This is a genomic window from Flavobacterium sp. CAU 1735, assembly GCF_039888695.1.
Classification (GTDB): Bacteria; Bacteroidota; Bacteroidia; order Flavobacteriales; family Flavobacteriaceae; genus Flavobacterium.
In genome coordinates this window covers 23,542-43,462 of the sequence record NZ_JBDQQQ010000004.1, presented here as the reverse complement: position 1 = coordinate 43,462, position 19,921 = coordinate 23,542, and the positions used below count along the sequence as shown (strand labels likewise).

Here is a 19,921-nt window from a genome sequence, read left to right as displayed (position 1 = left end):
TAATTAATACTGTTCAATTAAATAATAAGATGGAAAATTTTAATAGAAAAAAACATTGGGAAACCATTTACGAAAGTAAACCTTTAGAAACCGTAAGCTGGTACCAGCCTAATTCGGAAACCTCATTGTATTTTCTGGAGCAATCCCATTTACCGAAGTCGGCTAAGATTATTGATATTGGCGGAGGTGATAGTTTTTTGGTGGATCATTTGCTGGAATCGGGTTATACCGATATTACGGTTTTGGATATTTCGGAAGCGGCAATTGAGCGTGCCAAAACCAGACTGGGGAACCAAGCGGCAAAAGTGAAATGGATTGTGGCCGATGTTACCGATTTTAAACCGACAGAACACTATGATTTTTGGCATGATCGCGCGGCATTTCATTTTTTAACCAATCAAAAGGATGTGGATACCTATCTGAAAACGACTGCCAAAGCGATTGCTCCAAATGGAAATATGATTATTGGAACATTTTCGGAACAGGGACCAGAAAAATGTAGCGGTATTGCAATAAAGCAATATTCGGAACAAAGCATGACAACGTTATTTCAAACGGATTTTGAAAAGAGTAGCTGTCTTACGGTTGATCATGGCACACCATTTGACACCGTTCAGAATTTTGTATTTTGTCATTTCCGGAAAAAATAAAAAGAGGAGTATGCTGTTATAGCAAAAGACCTGACAAGTTTTCGAAACCTGTCAGGTCTGACTTTATAAAGAATAAAACACCTGATTGTTTATAACGGTCAGGTGTTTTTTATTATAAAAAGTATAGGCTCAGTAATCCCAAAGCAGCGGGAAGACTTTGTACCATTAAGATTGACTTTTGTACGGTAATCGCACCGTAAACTCCGGCTACGAATACGCATCCCAAAAAGAAAGTAGCAATATGAATACTCCATTGCAGATCGCAAATTAGCAACGACCAAATCAGACCGGCGGCAAGAAATCCGTTATACAATCCCTGGTTTCCGGCCATTTGTTTTGTTTTTTCAAACATTTCTTCCGGTACGCTTTTAAATACTTTTTTAGCGCGCGTGGTCCAGGCAAACATTTCCAGCCATACGATATAAAGGTGTAGTAAGGCTATAAATCCGATAATAATTTTTGAAAGTAAACTCATAGGAGATTTGGATTTTGGTTATTCGGAATGATCCAGTATTCGTTCTATTCTTTTGTCCGGAATGAGCCACATAATGGCCACCAGAACATAAAAAGCGCCGGCAATTAGTCCGTTGTAGTTCGAGGCGATTATCCCTAAAATATAAAAAACGGGCGATAGTTTTCCCTTAATATCTTTTCCGATAGCTTTGGATAAAACCGAATCCGGACCGTGTTTTTTCAGGATCAGATATTGCAATATAAAATAGGCTAACGCACATAATAACAGTACGATTCCGTAGAGCATCATCGGAAGAGGGGCAAAATGATTTTCGCCGATCCATGCCGTTGCGAACGGTATCATCGACAACCAAAACAATAAATGCAGGTTGGCCCATAAAATACCTCCTGAAATCTGTTTTACCGTATGCATCATATGATGGTGGTTGTTCCAATAGATTCCTACATAGATAAAGCTCAATATATAGCTCAGGAATACAGGCAAAATAGGCTTTAAGGCACTAAAACTAACTTCGTGCGGCACTTTGATTTCCAAAACCATAATGGTAATAATAATGGCGAGTACGCCGTCGCTAAAAGCTTCCAGTCGGGTTTTGTTCATAGGGGAGAATTTATAGGTTTTCGGAGCGCAGGGTTTTGTGAATCCTGCGTTTGTGATGGGTTTGACGTAAATTCTGATCACCGGATATCACACTAATGTTGCCGTCGATTTCCAGCATAGCCAGTTTGACATCTTTATAGCGTTCGATTCCGTGTTCGCGGATGGCTTCATACAATTCGTCGGATGTAATGCCTAGTCGGCTTAACGTATCGAATTCCAGTTTTCCGTTATGGATCAGGATTTCCGGTTTGTCTTGTAGCAGGTTACTGAGTTTTTTGTATTTAAACAGTAACTTTTTAAAGATAAAGTTGATGATAAACAGCACCAATGCGGCCGCTAATCCTCCCGAAAGACTGGAATCGCTTCCAACCATTGCATTTTGAACAGCATTACTGATCAGTAATATCAGGATGACATCGGCCGTATTGAGCTGCGATAATTGTTTTTTACCAAATATACGGAGGGCTACCACCATAAAGATATATACGGCGGAACTTCTGACGATTATATCCAGGTAGGCTTCCATATCAGGCGTTTATTTCCATTTAAAATTTTTCTCGATGGCTTTGATCATTTCACCGGCAATGTCTTTTTGTGTCGCGCCTTCGATACCTTCCAATCCGGGTGAGGAGTTTACTTCCAGTAATAACGGTCCTTTGGACGAACGAATAATATCGACACCGGCAACTTTTAAATTCATTGCTTTGGCTGCTTTGATTGCAATGCGTTTTTCTTCGGCTGTTACTTTTACAACCGATGCCGTTCCGCCTAAATGGATATTGGCTCGGAATTCGCCCGGTAAAGCTTCCCGTTGCATCGCGGCAACCACTTTTCCGTCGACTACAAACAAACGAAGGTCTTTTCCGTTGGCTTCTTTAATAAATTCCTGTACGAGGATATTGGCATTTAAACTTTTAAAAGCATTGATTACACTTTCTGCCGCTTTTTTGGTTTCGGCCAATACAACACCTTTTCCTTGTGTTCCTTCCAATAATTTTACGATTAAAGGCGAACCGCCAACCATTTTGATAAGGTCATTGGTGTCGAGTGGGGAATTGGCAAATCCGGTTGTTGGGATATCTACGCCGTTATTAAGTAGCAATTGCAGGGAAAACAGTTTGTCGCGCGACTGACTGATTGCTGCGGAGCTGTTTAAACTAAATACTTTTAAGGCTTCGAATTGTCGCGTTAAGGCACAACCGTAATAGGTCATACTTGGACGAATTCGGGGAATTACGGCATCAAAGTCGTTTAAAACACGACCACCGCGGTAATGAATTTCCGGAGCCGTAGCATCCAGTTTCATATAACAGTATTTCAGGTTTAGGAAATGCATTTCGTGACCGCGCATTTCTCCGGCTTCCATAATGCGTTTGTTACTGTAAAGTTCCGGGTTACTGGCCAGCAAACCGATACGAAGGCCTTTTTTGGAGGATTCTTCGCTATAATAGTATTCTTTGATTTTTTCTTTTGTAGGATGACCCAAAAGGTATTTTTGTTCCGGATCTACCAATATACGTCCCGACATGGCTTCCCGTCCTAAAAGCATACGGAATCCCATAGAGTCGCGATTGGTTAGTGTTAATTCCACATCCCATTCACTACCACCGATTTCCAATACGGTGCGGATCACATAACGCAGTTCGCGATAACCACTGGAGCTTTTAACCACACGTTTGTCAATTAAAAGTGCTTCACAATGAATAACGGCTTTTATATTATTCTGGATAGGGTTAATATCGAATTTTACCCAGTTTTCACCATTTTTTTCAAATGGTACAATGTTGGTGGCATGCAATGCCGAAGTTTTTGCCCCGGAGTCGACCCGGGCTTTGATTGTTGGAATTCCAAGAGTAGGAAAAGAGCACCATTCTTCACTACCTACAATAACTTTGTCTAGCATTTCTTTGTTTGTATTTGTAATTCTAAAGTACTACTTTTTTTGAAATGCCAAACACATTTGCTTAAAAAAGAAAAAACCTACTTAATTAGTAGGTTTTTCAGCTTTTTTAATGGCTACGGTGAGTTCCTGACTGCTATCATCAAGATCCATAAAGATTTCATCACCTTCGTGTATCTTGGACGTGATGATCTCCTCAGCCAGTGCATCTTCCACATATTTCTGAATCGCTCGTTTTAGCGGTCGGGCTCCGAATTGTTTGTCAAATCCTTTATCGGCGATAAAATCTTTTGCTTTTTCGGATAAGGCTAATTTATAACCTAAATCGGCCACTCGTGCATATAGTTTTTCCAACTCGATATCGATAATTTTGTCGATATGTTCTTTTTCAAGCGGGTTGAATACGATTACATCGTCAATACGGTTTAGGAATTCCGGAGCAAATGCTTTTTTAAGTGCATTTTCGATAATCCCTTTTGAATTTTCATCCACCTGCGATTGTCGGGCAGTAGTTCCGAAACCAACACCCTGACCGAAGTCTTTTAACTGACGCGCTCCTACATTCGAGGTCATGATGATAATCGTATTACGGAAGTCAATTTTACGACCTAAACTGTCGGTTAAATGTCCGTCGTCTAATACCTGTAACATCATGTTGAAAACGTCCGGATGGGCTTTTTCGATCTCGTCTAAAAGGACAACACAATACGGTTTACGTCTTACTTTTTCGGTAAGCTGTCCACCTTCTTCATATCCTACATATCCCGGAGGCGCTCCAACCAATCTTGAGATGGCGAATTTCTCCATATATTCACTCATATCGATACGAACTAACGCATCTTCCGAATCGAATAATTCTTTAGCAATTACTTTGGCCAATTGCGTTTTACCAACCCCGGTTTGCCCCAGGAAGATAAAAGAACCAATTGGTTTGTTCGGATCTTTTAATCCGGCACGGTTACGTTGGATGGACTTGGCAATTTTTAAAACAGCTTCATCCTGACCCACCACTTTACCTTTGATCAAATCTGGTAAATGCGCCAGTTTATTGCTTTCGGTTTGAGCGATACGGTTTACCGGTATACCGGTCATCATCGAAACGACGTCGGCTACATTGTCTTCGGTTACGGTAATACGGTTGTTTTTCGCATCTTCTTCCCATTGCTCCTGAGCGGTAGCAAGGTCTTTTTCAATGCGTTTTTCATCGTCGCGTAATTTTGCCGCTTCTTCGTATTTCTGTTTTTTAACCACCGAGTTTTTCAGTTCGCGTACTTCTTCCAACTGACGTTCCAAATCAAGGATTTGTTTTGGTACGTCGATATTGGTAATGTGAACGCGGGAACCGGCCTCGTCCAAAGCATCGATCGCTTTGTCCGGCAGGAAGCGTTCCGACATATAACGGTTGGTTAATTTTACACAGGCTTCGATAGCTTCCGGTGTATAAATTACGTTATGGTGATCTTCGTATTTGTTTTTAATATTGTTCAGAATCGTAATGGTTTCTTCTACCGAAGTAGGTTCCACAATTACTTTCTGGAAACGTCTTTCCAAAGCACCGTCTTTTTCGATATACTGACGGTATTCGTCAAGCGTCGTAGCACCAATACATTGGATTTCGCCACGTGCCAACGCCGGTTTAAACATATTGGAAGCATCCAGCGAACCGGTAGCACCTCCGGCACCAACAATGGTGTGGATTTCGTCGATAAACAAAATGATATCGTCGTTTTTCTCCAATTCGTTCATCACGGCTTTCATACGTTCTTCGAACTGACCACGGTACTTCGTTCCGGCTACAAGGCTGGCAAGATCCAGTGTTACTACCCGTTTGTTAAACAAAATACGGGATACTTTTTTCTGGATGATACGCAACGCAAGTCCTTCGGCAATGGCCGATTTACCCACTCCCGGTTCTCCGATTAATAACGGGTTGTTCTTTTTACGACGGCTTAAAATCTGAGAAACACGTTCGATTTCTTTTTCCCGACCTACAACCGGATCCAGTTTGCCTTCTTCGGCTAATTCGGTTAAATCACGTCCGAAATTGTCCAGAACCGGTGTTTTCGATTTTTTATTGGTTTTGCCTGTCCCCGGATTGTTAAAACCCGTGTCACGCAAACTGTCATCTTGTCCGGAATCGTCGTTAAACGACTCGGCTTTTGGCAGGTTATCTAGGTAATCTTCTTCGTTTGATGTCATAGCAATAAATTGTTCTTTAACTATTTCGTAGTCAATTTTTAATTTGTTTAAAAGCTTTGTTGTCGGATCGTTCTCATTTCGGAGAATACACAACAATAAATGAGCGGTACTTATCGAAGTACTCTGGAATACTTTAGCTTCTAAAAAAGTGGTACGTAAAGCACGTTCTGCCTGACGTGTCAGATGTAGGTTTTTCTTTTCGTTACTGCGATCGATATTAGGATTGGCGGGGCTTAATACTTCAACTTTTCTGCGTAAATGCTCTAAATCTACGTCCAGATTATTTAATATATTAATTGCGGTTCCATTACCGTCTCTTAAAATGCCTAACATTAAGTGTTCCGTACCGATAAAGTCATGCCCTAATCGTAAAGCCTCTTCTTTACTATAGCTAATTACGTCCTTAACTCTTGGTGAAAAATTATCGTCCATTACTTAAAAATACTTTATACTGTAAATTTACTAATTCAGGTAGGATAAAGCAAAAACCATACCTGACATTTTGAGGGATCTCCTTTATGCTAATTGACAAAAAAAAAACGACATATAAAAGTTAAAAAGTGTGAATTTTTAAGCATTCCGGTGGTTTTTACTGTTGATAAATCGCTGAAATTTATACAGAAAAATGTGATTCTTTACTGGAAAAATATGTATATTGGCACGTTTTGAAATAACTATAATTTTTTAATATAACAACTTATGTCTGAAGGAGAAAAGTTAATTCCTATTAACATTGAGGACGAAATGAAATCTGCTTACATCGATTATTCGATGTCAGTAATTGTATCAAGGGCGCTTCCTGATGTTAGAGATGGCTTGAAACCGGTTCACCGAAGAGTATTGTTCGGAATGTATGAATTAGGAGTATTATCGAATAGAGCACATAAAAAATCGGCCAGAATCGTAGGAGAAGTTCTGGGGAAATACCACCCGCACGGGGACAGCTCTGTTTACGATGCTATGGTTCGTATGGCTCAGGAATGGAGTTTGCGATATCTTTTAGTGGACGGCCAGGGGAACTTCGGTTCCATCGATGGTGACAGTCCGGCAGCTATGCGTTATACGGAAGCAAGAATGAAAAAACTTTCGGAAGAAATTCTTGCCGATATTGATAAAGAAACAGTTGATTTCCAGTTAAACTTTGACGATACTTTAGAGGAGCCTAAAGTAATGCCAACCAAAATCCCGAACCTGTTAATTAATGGTGCTTCCGGTATTGCGGTAGGTATGGCAACGAATATGGCGCCACACAATTTAACGGAAGTGATAGATGGTACTCTAGCGTATATCGATAATAATGATATCGAGATAGATGAGCTAATGCAGTACATCAAGGCACCGGATTTCCCAACCGGAGGTGTGATTTATGGTTACGAAGGTGTTCGTGAAGCTTTTAAAACCGGTAGAGGACGTGTGGTTGTTCGTGCGAAAGCCAACTTCGAAGAAGTAGACGGTCGTGAGTCGATTATCGTGACGGAAATCCCATACCAGGTGAATAAGGCGGAAATGATCAAAAAGACAGCCGACCTGGTTAATGAAAAGAGAATCGAAGGTATTTCGACGATCCGTGACGAATCGGATCGTAACGGTATGCGTATCGTTTATGTGTTAAAACGTGAAGCGGTTCCGAATATCGTATTGAATACCCTTTATAAATACACACAATTACAGTCGTCGTTCAGTGTGAATAATATCGCATTGGTAAAAGGACGTCCGCAATTGTTAAACCTAAAAGATCTGATCCACTATTTTGTGGAACACCGTCATGAAGTAGTAACCCGTCGTGCGGAATTCGATTTGCGCAAAGCAGAAGAAAGAGCGCATATCTTAGAAGGTCTGATCATTGCTTCGGATAATATTGACGAAGTAATCGCGTTGATTCGTGCGTCTAAAAACGCCGATGAAGCTAAAGAAAAATTAGTAGAGCGCTTTAATTTATCGGATATCCAATCGCGTGCTATCGTAGAAATGCGTTTACGTCAGTTAACCGGACTGGAGCAGGATAAGTTACGTGCGGAATACGACGAGATCATGAAATTGATTGCTTATTTACGAGAATTATTGGCAAGCAAGGAAATGAGAATGGGTGTTATTAAAGATGAATTAGCGGAAATCCGCGATAAATACGGTGACAATCGTCGCTCGGTTATTGAATATGCCGGAGGTGATGTGAGTATCGAAGATTTGATTGCCGATGAAAATGTGGTTATTACGATTTCGCATGCCGGATATATCAAACGTACACCGCTATCGGAATACAAAACACAAAATAGAGGAGGAGTAGGACAAAAAGGTGTGGCCACGCGCGACCAGGATTTCCTGGAACATTTGTTTGTAGCAACCAACCACCAATATATGTTGTTCTTCACGCAAAAAGGAAAATGTTTCTGGATGCGCGTTTACGAAATTCCGGAAGGAAGTAAAACCAGTAAAGGTAGAGCTATCCAAAACCTTATTAATATCGAGAACGACGATAAAGTAAAAGCATTTATCTGTACGCAGGATTTAAAAGACGAAGAGTACATCAACAGTCATTATGTGATCATGGCTACTAAACAAGGTCAGGTTAAAAAGACACCGTTGGAACAATATTCCCGTCCGCGTCAAAATGGTATCAATGCGATTACAATTAAAGAAGACGATGAGCTACTGGAAGCAAAATTAACCAACGGAGAAAGTCAGATTCTAATTGCGGTGAAATCCGGAAAATTGGTTCGTTTCGAAGAAGGAAAAACCCGTCCGATGGGAAGAAGTGCTTCGGGAGTTCGCGGTATTACATTGGCTGACGAAAAAGATGAAGTAATCGGAATGGTTTCGGTAAACGATATGGAAAGTGAAATTTTGGTTGTTTCGGAAAACGGATATGGAAAACGTTCGTCGCTGGAAGACTACCGTATTACAAACCGTGGTGGTAAAGGTGTGAAAACGCTAAATATTACCGATAAAACCGGAAGTTTGGTTTCGATTAATAACGTAACCGATGCCGATGACTTGATGATTATCAATAAATCCGGATTAACGATTCGTATGGCGGTTTCCGATTTGAGAGTTATGGGACGTGCGACACAAGGTGTACGTTTGATTAATATCAAAGGAAACGATTCGATTGCGGCTGTTACTAAAGTAATGCGCGAAGAAAATGACGGATCGGAAAATGAAGATATGGATAACTCAGAAATAACTGAATCTCAAGAATAAATAAACAACCTAAATCACTAACAGATGAAAATTAAATATGCTTTATTAGCGACATCAATGCTATTTTCTGCGGCTTCATTTGCACAGAAAGATGAATTGAAAACGCTGAAAAAATTATATGCAAAAGATGTGTTGTCGACTTCGGACATATCTGAATACAAATCGGCGGCAAATAAATTAAGTGGAATGTCCGGATTAGCCGAATCCGATTTGGTTTATGCCAATTTCTATAAGGCAATGACTCCGTTGTTAGAACTAATGACGGCATCGGCAGCTTCCGGAGGGGCACCAAATATGCAGGCGTTGGTTAAAGCTTTTACACCGGCTAAAATAAATGAAATGGCAACAAGTTTAAATGCTACGTTGGATTTCGAGAAAAAAAACGGTAAAAAAGTATATACCGACGATATTAACGAGACGATTACAGAATACAAACCGGTATTGATTAATTATGCGATTACCTTAAATCAGGCTTCTAAATTTAAAGAAGCGGGTCAGGTTTTTGAAGCGATTTATAATCTGGATAAAAAAGACGAAGGAAATTTATACAATGCTTCGATCTTAGCATTACAGGCTCAGGATTTTGATTTAGCGTTAAAATATCTGTACGAGTTAAAAAATATCAATTATTCGGGTGAAGGAACGATGTATTACGCTGTAAATAAAGCTTCCGGAAATGAAGAGTCTTTTAACTCGGATGCCGACCGTAAAGCGTCAATCAAATTAGGTCTACACGAAAAACCAAGAGACGAAAAAGTGCCTTCGAAAAGAGGAGAGATCTATAAAAATATCGCCTCTATCTTAGTACATCAGGGAAAAATTGATGAAGCTAAAAAAGCGATCAGCGAAGCAAAAGCAGCAAATCCTGGTGATACCAGTTTAATGTTGGCGGAAGCAAATTTATATTTGGATGCTAAAGATTTTACCAACTATAAGCGAATCATCACCGAAGTATTGGAAAAAGATCCAAACGATGCCGATTTGTTGTTTAACCTAGGTGTAATCAGCACAAATTCCGGTGATATTGAAGATGCTAAAAAATATTACAAGCGTGCTATCGAAGTGAATCCAAACTATTTTAATGCCTACAATAACTTAGGTGCATTAATGTTGTTTGGTGAGGACAAAATGGTGAAAGAGATGAACTCTTTAGGAACTACTCCAAAAGACAACAAACGATTTGACGAGTTAAAAGCAAAACGTAATAAAATGTATACGGATGCTTTGCCGTATTTCGAAAAAGCATTGCAAATCGAACCAAAAGAACCAAACATCAAAGCGGTATTGTTAAACGCTTATCAGGTGTTGGAAATGGATGCAAAATACAAAGCATTAAAAGCACAGAAATAATAACAATAAAAAAACCGAAACGTTGAGTTTCGGTTTTTTTTATACTATTTTTTTGATGACACGGAGATTATGAGAATGCCTTCCGGTGTCGACATTGTAAATTCCAAGATGATCCAGTCGGTCAATACGGACTTTTCCGTGGGCGTGAATGATATAGTTGTTTTCCATAATCATTCCCACATGGATAATTTTTCCTTCTTCATTATCAAAAAAGGCCAAATCGCCCGGTTCACTTTCTTCTATAAAACTCAACGCTTCGCCTTGCGTGGCTTGTTGTGAAGCGTCCCGTAAAATCGAATAGCCGTTGAGTTTGTACACCATTTGTGTAAAACCCGAACAATCGATTCCAAAAGGTGTTTTGCCACCCCATAAATAGGGCGCATTCAGATACATAAAAGCGGTTTTGATCAATTCCGATTTGGGCTTGATACCGCAAATTTTTACGCCTTCGAATGCAAACTGAGCCGTGTTAATTTCCGGGAAATCCAAAAACGACAGCGAACTGCCAATCGGGATTGGAATCAGAAAGTTATTCGGAGTGGTAATATACTCGATCAGATCGGCATTTAATATGGCAGCCGAATTGGAGATGGCCTGATACTGTTCTTCTGAAATTAGCTGAAACTGTTTATTGTCAACCCAACCTTCGTAACCGTCAAATGCCAGTTTTATTTTAGCCCAATTGGTGGTTTGCTCTAAAATTTTGAAATGTTCCCCAAATAAAACCTGGGAAACTAATTCGCTTCTGTCGTTGGATTCGGCACGTAATGGTACAATAGCAAGATTACAAATTGCAAACATTCAGATTGATTTTAAAGTGAATGATGCGCCTTAAATCTTTCCGGGAAACCCGCCCGATTTAAAACGCATCATTTAAAAATTCTAATTAAGCTCTTTCGATCACAATAGCCGAAGCACCACCACCACCATTACAGATAGCAGCTGCACCGATTTTGGCATTGTTTTGTTCTAAAACGTTTAATAACGTAACTACGATACGCGCTCCGGAACATCCCAGTGGGTGACCTAAAGATACGGCACCACCGTTTACGTTTACTTTATCATTTTCCAATCCTAAGATTTTAGCATTTGCCAATCCTACTACAGAGAACGCTTCGTTAAATTCGAAGAAATCAACGTCAGCAAGTGCGATTCCAGCTTTGTCTAATGCTTTTGGTAATGCTTTTGCAGGTGCTGTTGTAAACCATTTTGGCTCTTGTGCAGCATCGGCATAACTTTTAATATAAGCAAGCGGTTTTAAACCAAGAGCGTTGGCTTTATCTTCGCTCATTAATACCACTGCAGCAGCTCCGTCGTTGATTGTAGAAGCGTTTGCGGCCGTTACAGTTCCGTCTTTAGTAAATACAGCGTTTAGAGTAGGAATCTTGTCTAATTTAACGTTAGTATATTCCTCATCTTTTGTAACCATGATCGGATCGCCTTTACGTTGCGGAACGGCTACCGGTACGATTTCATTGTCAAATTTATTGGCATCCCATGCTTTTGCCGAACGCTCATACGATTGAATCGCAAAAGCATCCTGCTCTTCACGGGTGATTTTATATTCTGTAGCACATAAATCGGCAGAAACACCCATAGCGTTGTTATCGTATGCATCGGTTAAACCGTCTTTCTGCATACCATCTACCATAGAAGCCGGGCCAAATTTATATCCGTTTCGTAAATGTACGTAGTGTGGAATCAAACTCATGTTTTCCATACCTCCGGCTACCACGATTTCAGCATCACCGGCCATAATAGCCTGCGCACCTTGCATAATGGATTTCATACCTGAGGCACATACTTTGTTTACAGTTGTACAAACTACAGAATTCGGTAGTCCTGCGTAAATCGCAGCCTGACGTGCGGGTGCCTGACCAACTCCGGCCTGAACCACATTACCCATTATTACTTCGTCAACCAGGTTCGGATCTAAATTGATCTTGTTTAAGGCTCCTTTTATTGCAGTAGCTCCCAATTGTGGCGCTGTTACAGTAGATAAAGCACCCATAAAGCTTCCTATCGGTGTTCTAACCGCTGAAACGATTACTACTTTTTTACTCATGATTATTAGTTGTTGGTTTGTTATTATTCTTGAAGTTGCGAATTTAACCAATTTTGCGCATATATATATAGTGTGCCGTTATTTTCTTAGGGTTGACCACCGAATACTTTACTTACAAATGTTTTTGGAAGCCTGTAAATGCTGGAAAATCGCTCCGGGTAATGAAATTGTAAAATTTTTGTAATTTCTATGTTGTTGACAGTGAAATAGTTTTCGGAAAAAAGTAAAAAAAATGAAAAAAATACTCGAAAATACTTGCAGAAAATGGAATGTTGTTCTACATTTGCAACCGCAAACAAGGAAGTAAATTCCTTACTAAGCAGGAGAGGTGCCGGAGTGGTAACGGAGCAGATTGCTAATCTGTCGACGGGTAACCGTCGCCAGGGTTCGAGTCCCTGTCTCTCCGCTTTTTTTCGGGGTGTAGCGTAGCCCGGTCATCGCGCCTGGTTTGGGACCAGGAGGTCGCAGGTTCGAATCCTGCCACCCCGACAACATTTCAATTCCCAATTTAATTGAAACAAAGGATTTAGGTCGCGTAGCTCAGCTGGATAGAGCACCTGCCTTCTAAGCAGGCGGTCACAGGTTCGAATCCTGTCGCGATCACAGGTTAAACCACTGATTTTTCAGTGGTTTTCTTGTTTTTGCACTTCACTGAAATTCTCCACGCAACGTGTTTTTAATACATTTTATATCATTTTGATATGGAACTACACTTTTTTCTGTTGTCTATTCTGAAAATAGTTGTAAAATTACAATCTATTTATTCTGTAAGAAAAAAAGGATATCAGATACTTTATTTCTGTTATCGATCTGGGTTATTTTGTTACGGGTTTATATAGGAGTAATTATTCATTGAAAATAATATCATGAAAATAAAAAAAGAACCTGGAAGTCACGACATTTTAGTACATATTGATTCAAGCGACATAAAGGATGGTGTGCTTTATTTGCCGGAATCGGTAGTATTAATAGGGGATTGGGTTATTCAAAACCAGCCGGATCTGGTTACAGTTGTAGCACCCGGATTAGGTTTTATTCAAACCGGCAATTTCAGATTTTGTAATGCGTTAACCCGCTTGGAGGCTCCAAAGTTATTGTCCATATATGATGAAAGTTTCTACGAATGTAATGCACTAACTACATTAGTAGCTCCCGAATTGCGATCCATCGGAAACAAAAATTTTAACCAATGTAGTAGTTTAACGAGCGTTGAAATTTTCGAATTATATTCAATTGGAAGCAAGAACTTTTACAATTGTAAAGCGTTGACCGGTTTTGAAGCTCCTAAGCTGGAGGTTATCGGAAACAAAAATTTCTACAATTGTAAAGCATTAACTCACTTTGAGGCTCCCATACTGGGAAATATAAAAGATAAAAATTTCTACGAATGTAGTGCGCTAACCCGCCTAGGAACTCCCATACTATACGAGATTGGAAACAAAAATTTCTACCAGTGTAATACCTTAACCGACTTTGAAGCTCCCGAACTAACTTCTATCGGAGACTTCAATTTTGGACGGTGTACCGCATTAGCCGACGTTAAACTGCCCATGCTGGAAGGTGTCGGAAACGATAATTTCGATCGATGCGAGGCGCTAAGCGACTTTGTAGCCCCAGTGCTGACAGCTTTTGGTAATGATAATTTTTACGGTTGTAAAATCTTAACTCGTTTTGAGGCTCCGCTACTGACGGCTATCGAAAACAAAAATTTTAAATTCTGTAGTGGATTAACCCACTTTATAGCTCCTTTGCTGACGTCTATCGGAGATTGTAATTTTTACGAATGTGGGTTTAGTGATTTCGAAGCTTCTGCGCTGACTTCCATCGGAAACAAAAATTTCTATGAATGCAATGCGTTAATCGATTTTGAGGCTCCAATGCTAACTTCCATCGGAAATAAGAATTTCTATGAGTGTAATACATTAAATGGCTTTAAAGTCCCTCTTTTGAATTCAATCGGGGATGAAAACTTCTATGAATGTAATGCATTAACGGATTTTAAAGCTCCGATGCTAACTACTATCGGAAATAAAAATTTCTACGAGTGTCACATGCTGATGAACTTTAAAACTCCTGTATTGACTGTTATAGGGGATAATAATTTTTATGAATGTAATGCACTAACTGGATTCGACAATCCTACACTGACGACTATCGGAAATGACAATTTTAGATATTGTAATGTTTTAGCCAATTTCGAAGCTTCCGCGCTGACTTCCATCGGAAACAACAATTTCTACGGATGTGACGCATTAATTGGCTTTGAAGCACCTGTGCTGCCTGCTATCGGAAAAAAAAATTTTAAATTTTGTGGGTCATTTACCTTTTTTAAGGCTCCTATACTAACGTTTATTGAAAGCGCCAATTTTATGTCTTGTGGAGTGCTAACCCGTTTCGAGGCTCCGATGCTGACGACTATGAGAGATTCCAATTTCGACAATTGTGAAGCACTATGCCACTTAGAGGTTCCTATGCTAACTGCTATTGGAAACAACAATTTCTTCCGATCGAATAGTTTTACCCACTTAGAGATTCCTGCGTTGACTGCTATGGGAAAAGAGAATTTTAGAAGATGCGATCTGCTGGTCAACTTCAAGGCGCCTGTGCTATTGGCTATGGAGGGAAGCAATTTTAAAGAATGTGACATGTTAACAGGTTTCGAGGCTCCGATATTGACTTCTATTGGGGATAAAAATTTTAATGAGTGTAAGGTATTAATCGATGTTGAAACTCCTGTGCTGACTTCTATTGGGGATAAAAATTTTAACGAATGTAATGTACTAACAGGTTTTGAGGCTCCGATGTTAACCACTATCGGGTATGACAATTTTAGATATTGTAGTGCGTTAACCGACGTACAATTTGGACAACATCGATACACCGTAAAATCGGTAGATGGATTGTTAACCATTATAGAAAAGTCCAAAAAGCTAAATGGAATAGAAATTTATTCCGGGTTTATTTTTAATGATTGTATGGATGGCATTCCGGATCTATCGGAAACATTTTTAGTTGGAAAAGACGGTTTTTTTGCCCATGGCGAAACGTTAAAACAAGCAATTGAGGATTTACAGTTTAAAATTAGACCCAAAAAAATAAAAAAAGAACCGATTAACGAAGATACTGTGATAACGGAGGCGTATTACAAAACCATTACTGGCGCTTGTACACAAGGAGTTAAACGATGGCGGGAACAAAACAATATTAGTGAAGAATCGTTCACAGCAAAAGAGCTTCTACCGATTCTCGAAAAAACAAATGCTTATGGAATGGAGAAGTTCAAAGCATTAATCACTTTTGAGGAAAGTTAGAGTCGTTACAAAAGAAAATAACGTATAGTTGGTCACAGGTTCGAATCCTGTCGCGATCACAGGTTAAACCACTGATTTTTCAGTGGTTTTCTTGTTTTTACACTTCACTGAAATTCTTTTCAACGTGCTTTTAATACATTTTATATCCTTTTGATTTAGAACTACTCTTTTTTCTGTTGCCTATTCTGAAAATAGTTGTAAAATTACAAACTATTTAATCTGTAAGAAAAAAAGGATATTCAGATACTATATTTCTGTTATCAATCAGGATTATCATGTTACGGTTTATATAGGAGTAATTATTCATTGAAAATAGTATCATGAAAATAAAAAAAGAACCCGGAAAACACGACGTTTTAGTACATATTGATTCAAGCGACATAAAGGATGGTGTGCTTTATTTACCGGAATCGGTAGTATTAATAGGGGATTGGGTTATTCAAAACCAGCCGGATCTGGTTACAGTTGTAGCACCCGGATTAAGTTTTATTAAAACCGGCAATTTCAGATTTTGTAATGCGTTAACCCGTTTGGAGGCTCCGGAGTTATTGTCCATATATGATGAAAGTTTCTACGAATGTAATGCACTAACTACATTAGTAGCTCCCGAATTGCGATCCATCGGAAACAAAAATTTTAACCAGTGTAGTAGCTTAACGAGCGTTGAAATTTCCGAATTATATAGAATCGGAAACAAAAACTTCTATAATTGTAAAGCGTTGACCGGTTTTGAAGCTCCTAAGTTGGAAGATATCGGAAACAAAAATTTCTACAATTGTAAAGCATTAACTCACTTTAAGGCTCCCATACTGGGAAATATAAAAGATAAAAATTTCTACGAATGTAGTGCGTTAACCCGCTTGGAGATTCCTTTGCTGAATGAGATTGGAAACAAGAATTTCTACCAGTGTAATACTTTAACCGACTTTGAAGCTCCCGAACTGATAACTATTGGAGACTTCAATTTTGGACTTTGTACCGTATTAACCGACGTTAAACTGCCCATGCTGGAAGGTGTCGGAAACGATAATTTCGATCGATGCGAAGCGCTAAGCGGCTTTGAAGCTCCGGTACTGACAGCTTTCGGGAACGACAATTTTTACGGTTGTAAAAAACTAAGCCACTTCGAAGCTCCGATACTGACGGCTATCGAAAACAAAAATTTTAGATTCTGTAGTGGATTAACCCACTTTATAGCTCCTTTGCTGACGTCTATCGGAGATCGTAATTTTTACGAATGTGGGTTTCGTGATTTTGAAAGTTCCGCGCTGACTTCCATCGGAAACAAAAATTTCTATGAATGCAATGCGTTAATCAGTTTTGAGGCTCCAATGCTAACTTCCATCGGAAATAAGAATTTCTATGAGTGTAACACATTAACGGGCTTTAAAGTCCCTCTTTTGACTTCAATTGGGGATAAAAACTGCTATGAATGTAATGCATTAACGGATTTTAAAGCTCCGATGCTAACTACTATCGGAAATAAAAATTTCTATGAGTGTCACATGCTGATGAACTTTAAAACTCCTGTATTGACAGCTATCGGAGATAATAATTTTTATGAATGTAATGCATTAATCGGATTCGACAATCCTACACTGACGACTATCGGAAATGGCAATTTTAGATATTGTAATGTTTTAGCCAATTTCGAAGCTTCTGAGTTGACTTCCATCGGAAACAAAAATTTCTATGAATGTGACGCATTAATTGGCTTTAAGGCACCTGTGTTGCCCGCTATCGGAAAAAACAATTTTCAATTTTGTCGGTCACTTACCTTTTTTAAGGCTCCCATACTGACGTTTATTGGAAGCACCAATTTTATGTCTTGTAGAGTGCTAACTAGTTTCGAGGCTCCGATGCTGACGACTATGAGAAATTACAATTTCGACGATTGTGAAGCACTAACACATTTCCAGGTTCCCGTGTTGGTTTCTATTGGGAATAATAATTTTTTCAATTGTTTGACACTATGCCACTTAGAGGTTCCTGTGCTAAACGCTATTGGAGACAACAATTTCTTCCGATCGAATAGTTTTACCCACTTAGAGATTCCTGCGTTGACGGCTATGGGAAAAGAGAATTTTAGAAGATGCGATCTGCTGACCAACTTCAAGGCGCCTGTGCTATTGGCTATCGAGGGAAGTAATTTTAAAGAATGTGACGAGTTAACGCGTTTCGAGGCTCCGATATTGACTTCAATTGGGGATAAAAATTTCTATGAGTGTAAGGTACTAACCGATTTTGTAACTCCTGTGTTGACTACTATGGGGGAAGACAATTTTTACAGGTGTTACGCGCTAACCGGTTTTGAGGCTCCGATGTTAACCACTATCGGATATGACAATTTTAGATATTGTAGTGCGTTAACCGACGTACAGTTTGGACAACATCGATACACTGTAAAATCGGTAGATGGATTATTAACCATTATCGAAAAGTCCAAAACCTTAAATGAAATAGAAATCCATACCGGATTTATTTTTAATGATGGTATGGATGGCGTCCCGGATCTATCCGAAACATTTTTAGTTGGAAAAGACGGTTTTTTTGCTCATGGCGAAACGGTAAAACAAGCAATTGAAGATTTACAGTTTAAAATTATAGCCAAAAAAATAAAAAAGGAACCGATTCACGAAGATACTGTGATAACGGAGGCGTATTATAAAACCATTACCGGTGCTTGCACACAAGGAGTTAAACAATGGCGGGAACAAAACAATATTACTGAGGAATCGTTTACAGCAAAAGAATTGTTACCGATTCTCGAAAAAACAAATGCTTATGGAATTGAAAAATTCAAAGCATTAATCACTTTTGAGATTAGCTAGAATCGTTATAACACTTTTTTACATTCGTTATTATGGAGATACAAAACAACAGATTAGTAAGTATCAATTCAGACGATATAAAAGACGGCGTACTTTATTTGCCGGAATCGGTCGAAACAATAGGGGATTGGGTTATTAAAGATCAGCCTGATCTTGTTACAGTTGTCGCGCCCGGATTGACTACTATTGAAAATGAAAATTTTCTCGAATGTAAAGCACTAACACATTTCGAAGCTCCCATGCTGAAAACTATCGGAGGTTATAACTTTAGATTTTGCAATGCTTTAATCCGTTTTACGACTCCCTCGCTGACTTCTATTGGGGATGGAAATTTCTATCAATGTAATGCGTTAACGCGTTTCGAGGCTCCGATGCTGACTACTATCGAAAGCTATAATTTTGATCATTGTAATGCGTTAACCCGTTTTGAAGCTCCCGCGCTAAATGTAATCAATTACGCTAATTTTCAATTTTGTAACGCGCTAATCGACTTTGTGGTTCCTGTGTTGACTTTAATAGGGTACAGTAATTTTGAAGAATGCAATGCGTTAACGCACTTTGAGGCTCCCGTACTGACAGAGATAAGAGAGTTAAATTTTAGAACCTGTAAAGCACTTACCAACTTTATAGTTCCTATGCTGACTGCAATTGACGACGATAATTTCTACAAATGCGAGGCGCTTATCGATTTCGAAGCTCCCATGTTGAATTCTATAGGACATGATAATTTTGCTTTCTGTTTTGCATTACAGCGCTTTAATACTCCTATGCTCAAGGCTATCGGGCGGGATAATTTTTTCGCTTGCGCGCTAACCCATTTTGATTTTCCGAAGCTAGAGATTATGGGAACTGGAAATTTTGAGGAGTGTGATGTGCTAACAGAGATACGATTCGACAAGTATCACTACACCGTTAAATCAGCGGACAGACTACTAACGATTATTGAGAAAACGAAAAACGTAAATGGAATACGAATCCATACCGGGTTTATTTTTAATAGTTACAATGGAGGAGCTCCCTATCTGTCGGAAACCGTTTTAGTTGAAAAAGACGGTTTTTTTGCCCATGGCGAAACGGTAAAAAAAGCAATGGAAGATTTACAGTTTAAAATCGCAGTCGAAAGAATAAAAAAAGAACCGATCGGGGAAGATACCGTGATAACGGAGCTGTATTATAGAACGATTACCGGTGCCTGCGAACAGGGAATTAAAAACTGGCGGGAAGAAAATAATATTACCGTGGAATCACTCACCGCAAAAGAACTGTTACCGATTCTCGAAAAAACGAATGCTTATGGAATGGAGCAATTCAAAGCATTAATCACTTTTGAAAGTATTTAGAA

General features: G+C 39.2%; 13 protein-coding genes and 3 tRNA genes. 9 read left to right on the top strand and 7 right to left on the bottom strand.

The genetic code is table 11. From position 1 onward, the window contains the following. Nucleotides 1-29 precede the first annotated feature (29 nt). The gene (locus AAFN64_RS10715; protein ID WP_347760424.1) at nt 30-650 is read left to right on the top strand and encodes a class I SAM-dependent methyltransferase; all 621 of its coding nucleotides are present in this window, start codon (nt 30-32) and stop codon (nt 648-650) included. A 112-nt stretch (nt 651-762) separates the two neighbouring features. Here AAFN64_RS10715 and AAFN64_RS10710 read toward each other — a convergent pair whose 3' ends face one another. From AAFN64_RS10710 to AAFN64_RS10690, 5 genes are all read right to left on the bottom strand, one after another. Further along, nucleotides 763-1,125, bottom strand: coding sequence for a DUF1304 domain-containing protein (locus tag AAFN64_RS10710; RefSeq protein ID WP_347760423.1), 363 nt, complete (start codon nt 1,123-1,125; stop codon nt 763-765). A gap of 18 nt (nt 1,126-1,143) precedes the next feature. Beyond that, nucleotides 1,144-1,725: a TMEM175 family protein gene (locus AAFN64_RS10705; protein WP_300487890.1), complete on the bottom strand. Its 582-nt coding sequence runs from the start codon at nt 1,723-1,725 to the stop codon at nt 1,144-1,146. 10 nt (nt 1,726-1,735) lie between these two features. Beyond that, entirely contained in the window at nt 1,736-2,251 is a 516-nt protein-coding gene (locus tag AAFN64_RS10700; protein WP_300487893.1) for a YetF domain-containing protein, read from the bottom strand. A gap of 9 nt (nt 2,252-2,260) precedes the next feature. Then, nucleotides 2,261-3,628: a 30S ribosomal protein S6--L-glutamate ligase gene (gene rimK, locus AAFN64_RS10695; RefSeq protein WP_300487896.1), complete on the bottom strand. Its 1,368-nt coding sequence runs from the start codon at nt 3,626-3,628 to the stop codon at nt 2,261-2,263. Nucleotides 3,629-3,709: 81 nt separating this feature from the next. Then, nucleotides 3,710-6,256: an ATP-dependent Clp protease ATP-binding subunit gene (locus tag AAFN64_RS10690; RefSeq protein WP_347760422.1), complete on the bottom strand. Its 2,547-nt coding sequence runs from the start codon at nt 6,254-6,256 to the stop codon at nt 3,710-3,712. A 267-nt stretch (nt 6,257-6,523) separates the two neighbouring features. On the opposite strand from AAFN64_RS10690, the gene gyrA reads away from it, so the two are divergent. Beyond that, nucleotides 6,524-9,022, top strand: coding sequence for a DNA gyrase subunit A (gyrA, locus tag AAFN64_RS10685; protein ID WP_300487902.1), 2,499 nt, complete (start codon nt 6,524-6,526; stop codon nt 9,020-9,022). A 24-nt stretch (nt 9,023-9,046) separates the two neighbouring features. Beyond that, the gene (locus AAFN64_RS10680; RefSeq protein ID WP_347760421.1) at nt 9,047-10,372 is read left to right on the top strand and encodes a tetratricopeptide repeat protein; all 1,326 of its coding nucleotides are present in this window, start codon (nt 9,047-9,049) and stop codon (nt 10,370-10,372) included. A 39-nt stretch (nt 10,373-10,411) separates the two neighbouring features. On the opposite strand, the gene AAFN64_RS10675 is transcribed toward AAFN64_RS10680, so the two are convergent. Together AAFN64_RS10675 and AAFN64_RS10670 are read right to left on the bottom strand one after the other, a co-directional pair. Then, complete coding sequence (locus AAFN64_RS10675; protein WP_136401719.1) at nt 10,412-11,173, bottom strand: C40 family peptidase; 762 nt, start codon at nt 11,171-11,173, stop codon at nt 10,412-10,414. Between the two features lie 85 nt (nt 11,174-11,258). Then, on the bottom strand, nt 11,259-12,437 hold the full coding sequence (locus tag AAFN64_RS10670) for an acetyl-CoA C-acyltransferase (RefSeq protein WP_300487909.1): 1,179 nt from the start codon (nt 12,435-12,437) through the stop codon (nt 11,259-11,261). Nucleotides 12,438-12,759: 322 nt separating this feature from the next. On the opposite strand from AAFN64_RS10670, the gene AAFN64_RS10665 reads away from it, so the two are divergent. From AAFN64_RS10665 to AAFN64_RS10640, 6 genes are all read left to right on the top strand, one after another. Next, nucleotides 12,760-12,843 (top strand) — tRNA-Ser (locus tag AAFN64_RS10665). A gap of 8 nt (nt 12,844-12,851) precedes the next feature. Then, a tRNA-Pro gene (locus AAFN64_RS10660) sits at nt 12,852-12,926 on the top strand. A gap of 40 nt (nt 12,927-12,966) precedes the next feature. Beyond that, nucleotides 12,967-13,040 (top strand) — tRNA-Arg (locus AAFN64_RS10655). 263 nt (nt 13,041-13,303) lie between these two features. Beyond that, nucleotides 13,304-15,748 (top strand): leucine-rich repeat protein, encoded by a 2,445-nt coding sequence (locus AAFN64_RS10650; RefSeq protein WP_347760420.1) that lies wholly within the window; start codon nt 13,304-13,306, stop codon nt 15,746-15,748. Between the two features lie 320 nt (nt 15,749-16,068). Then, on the top strand, nt 16,069-18,579 hold the full coding sequence (locus AAFN64_RS10645) for a leucine-rich repeat protein (protein ID WP_347760419.1): 2,511 nt from the start codon (nt 16,069-16,071) through the stop codon (nt 18,577-18,579). A gap of 32 nt (nt 18,580-18,611) precedes the next feature. Then, the gene (locus tag AAFN64_RS10640; protein ID WP_347760418.1) at nt 18,612-19,919 is read left to right on the top strand and encodes a leucine-rich repeat protein; all 1,308 of its coding nucleotides are present in this window, start codon (nt 18,612-18,614) and stop codon (nt 19,917-19,919) included. Nucleotides 19,920-19,921: the final 2 nt, after the last annotated feature.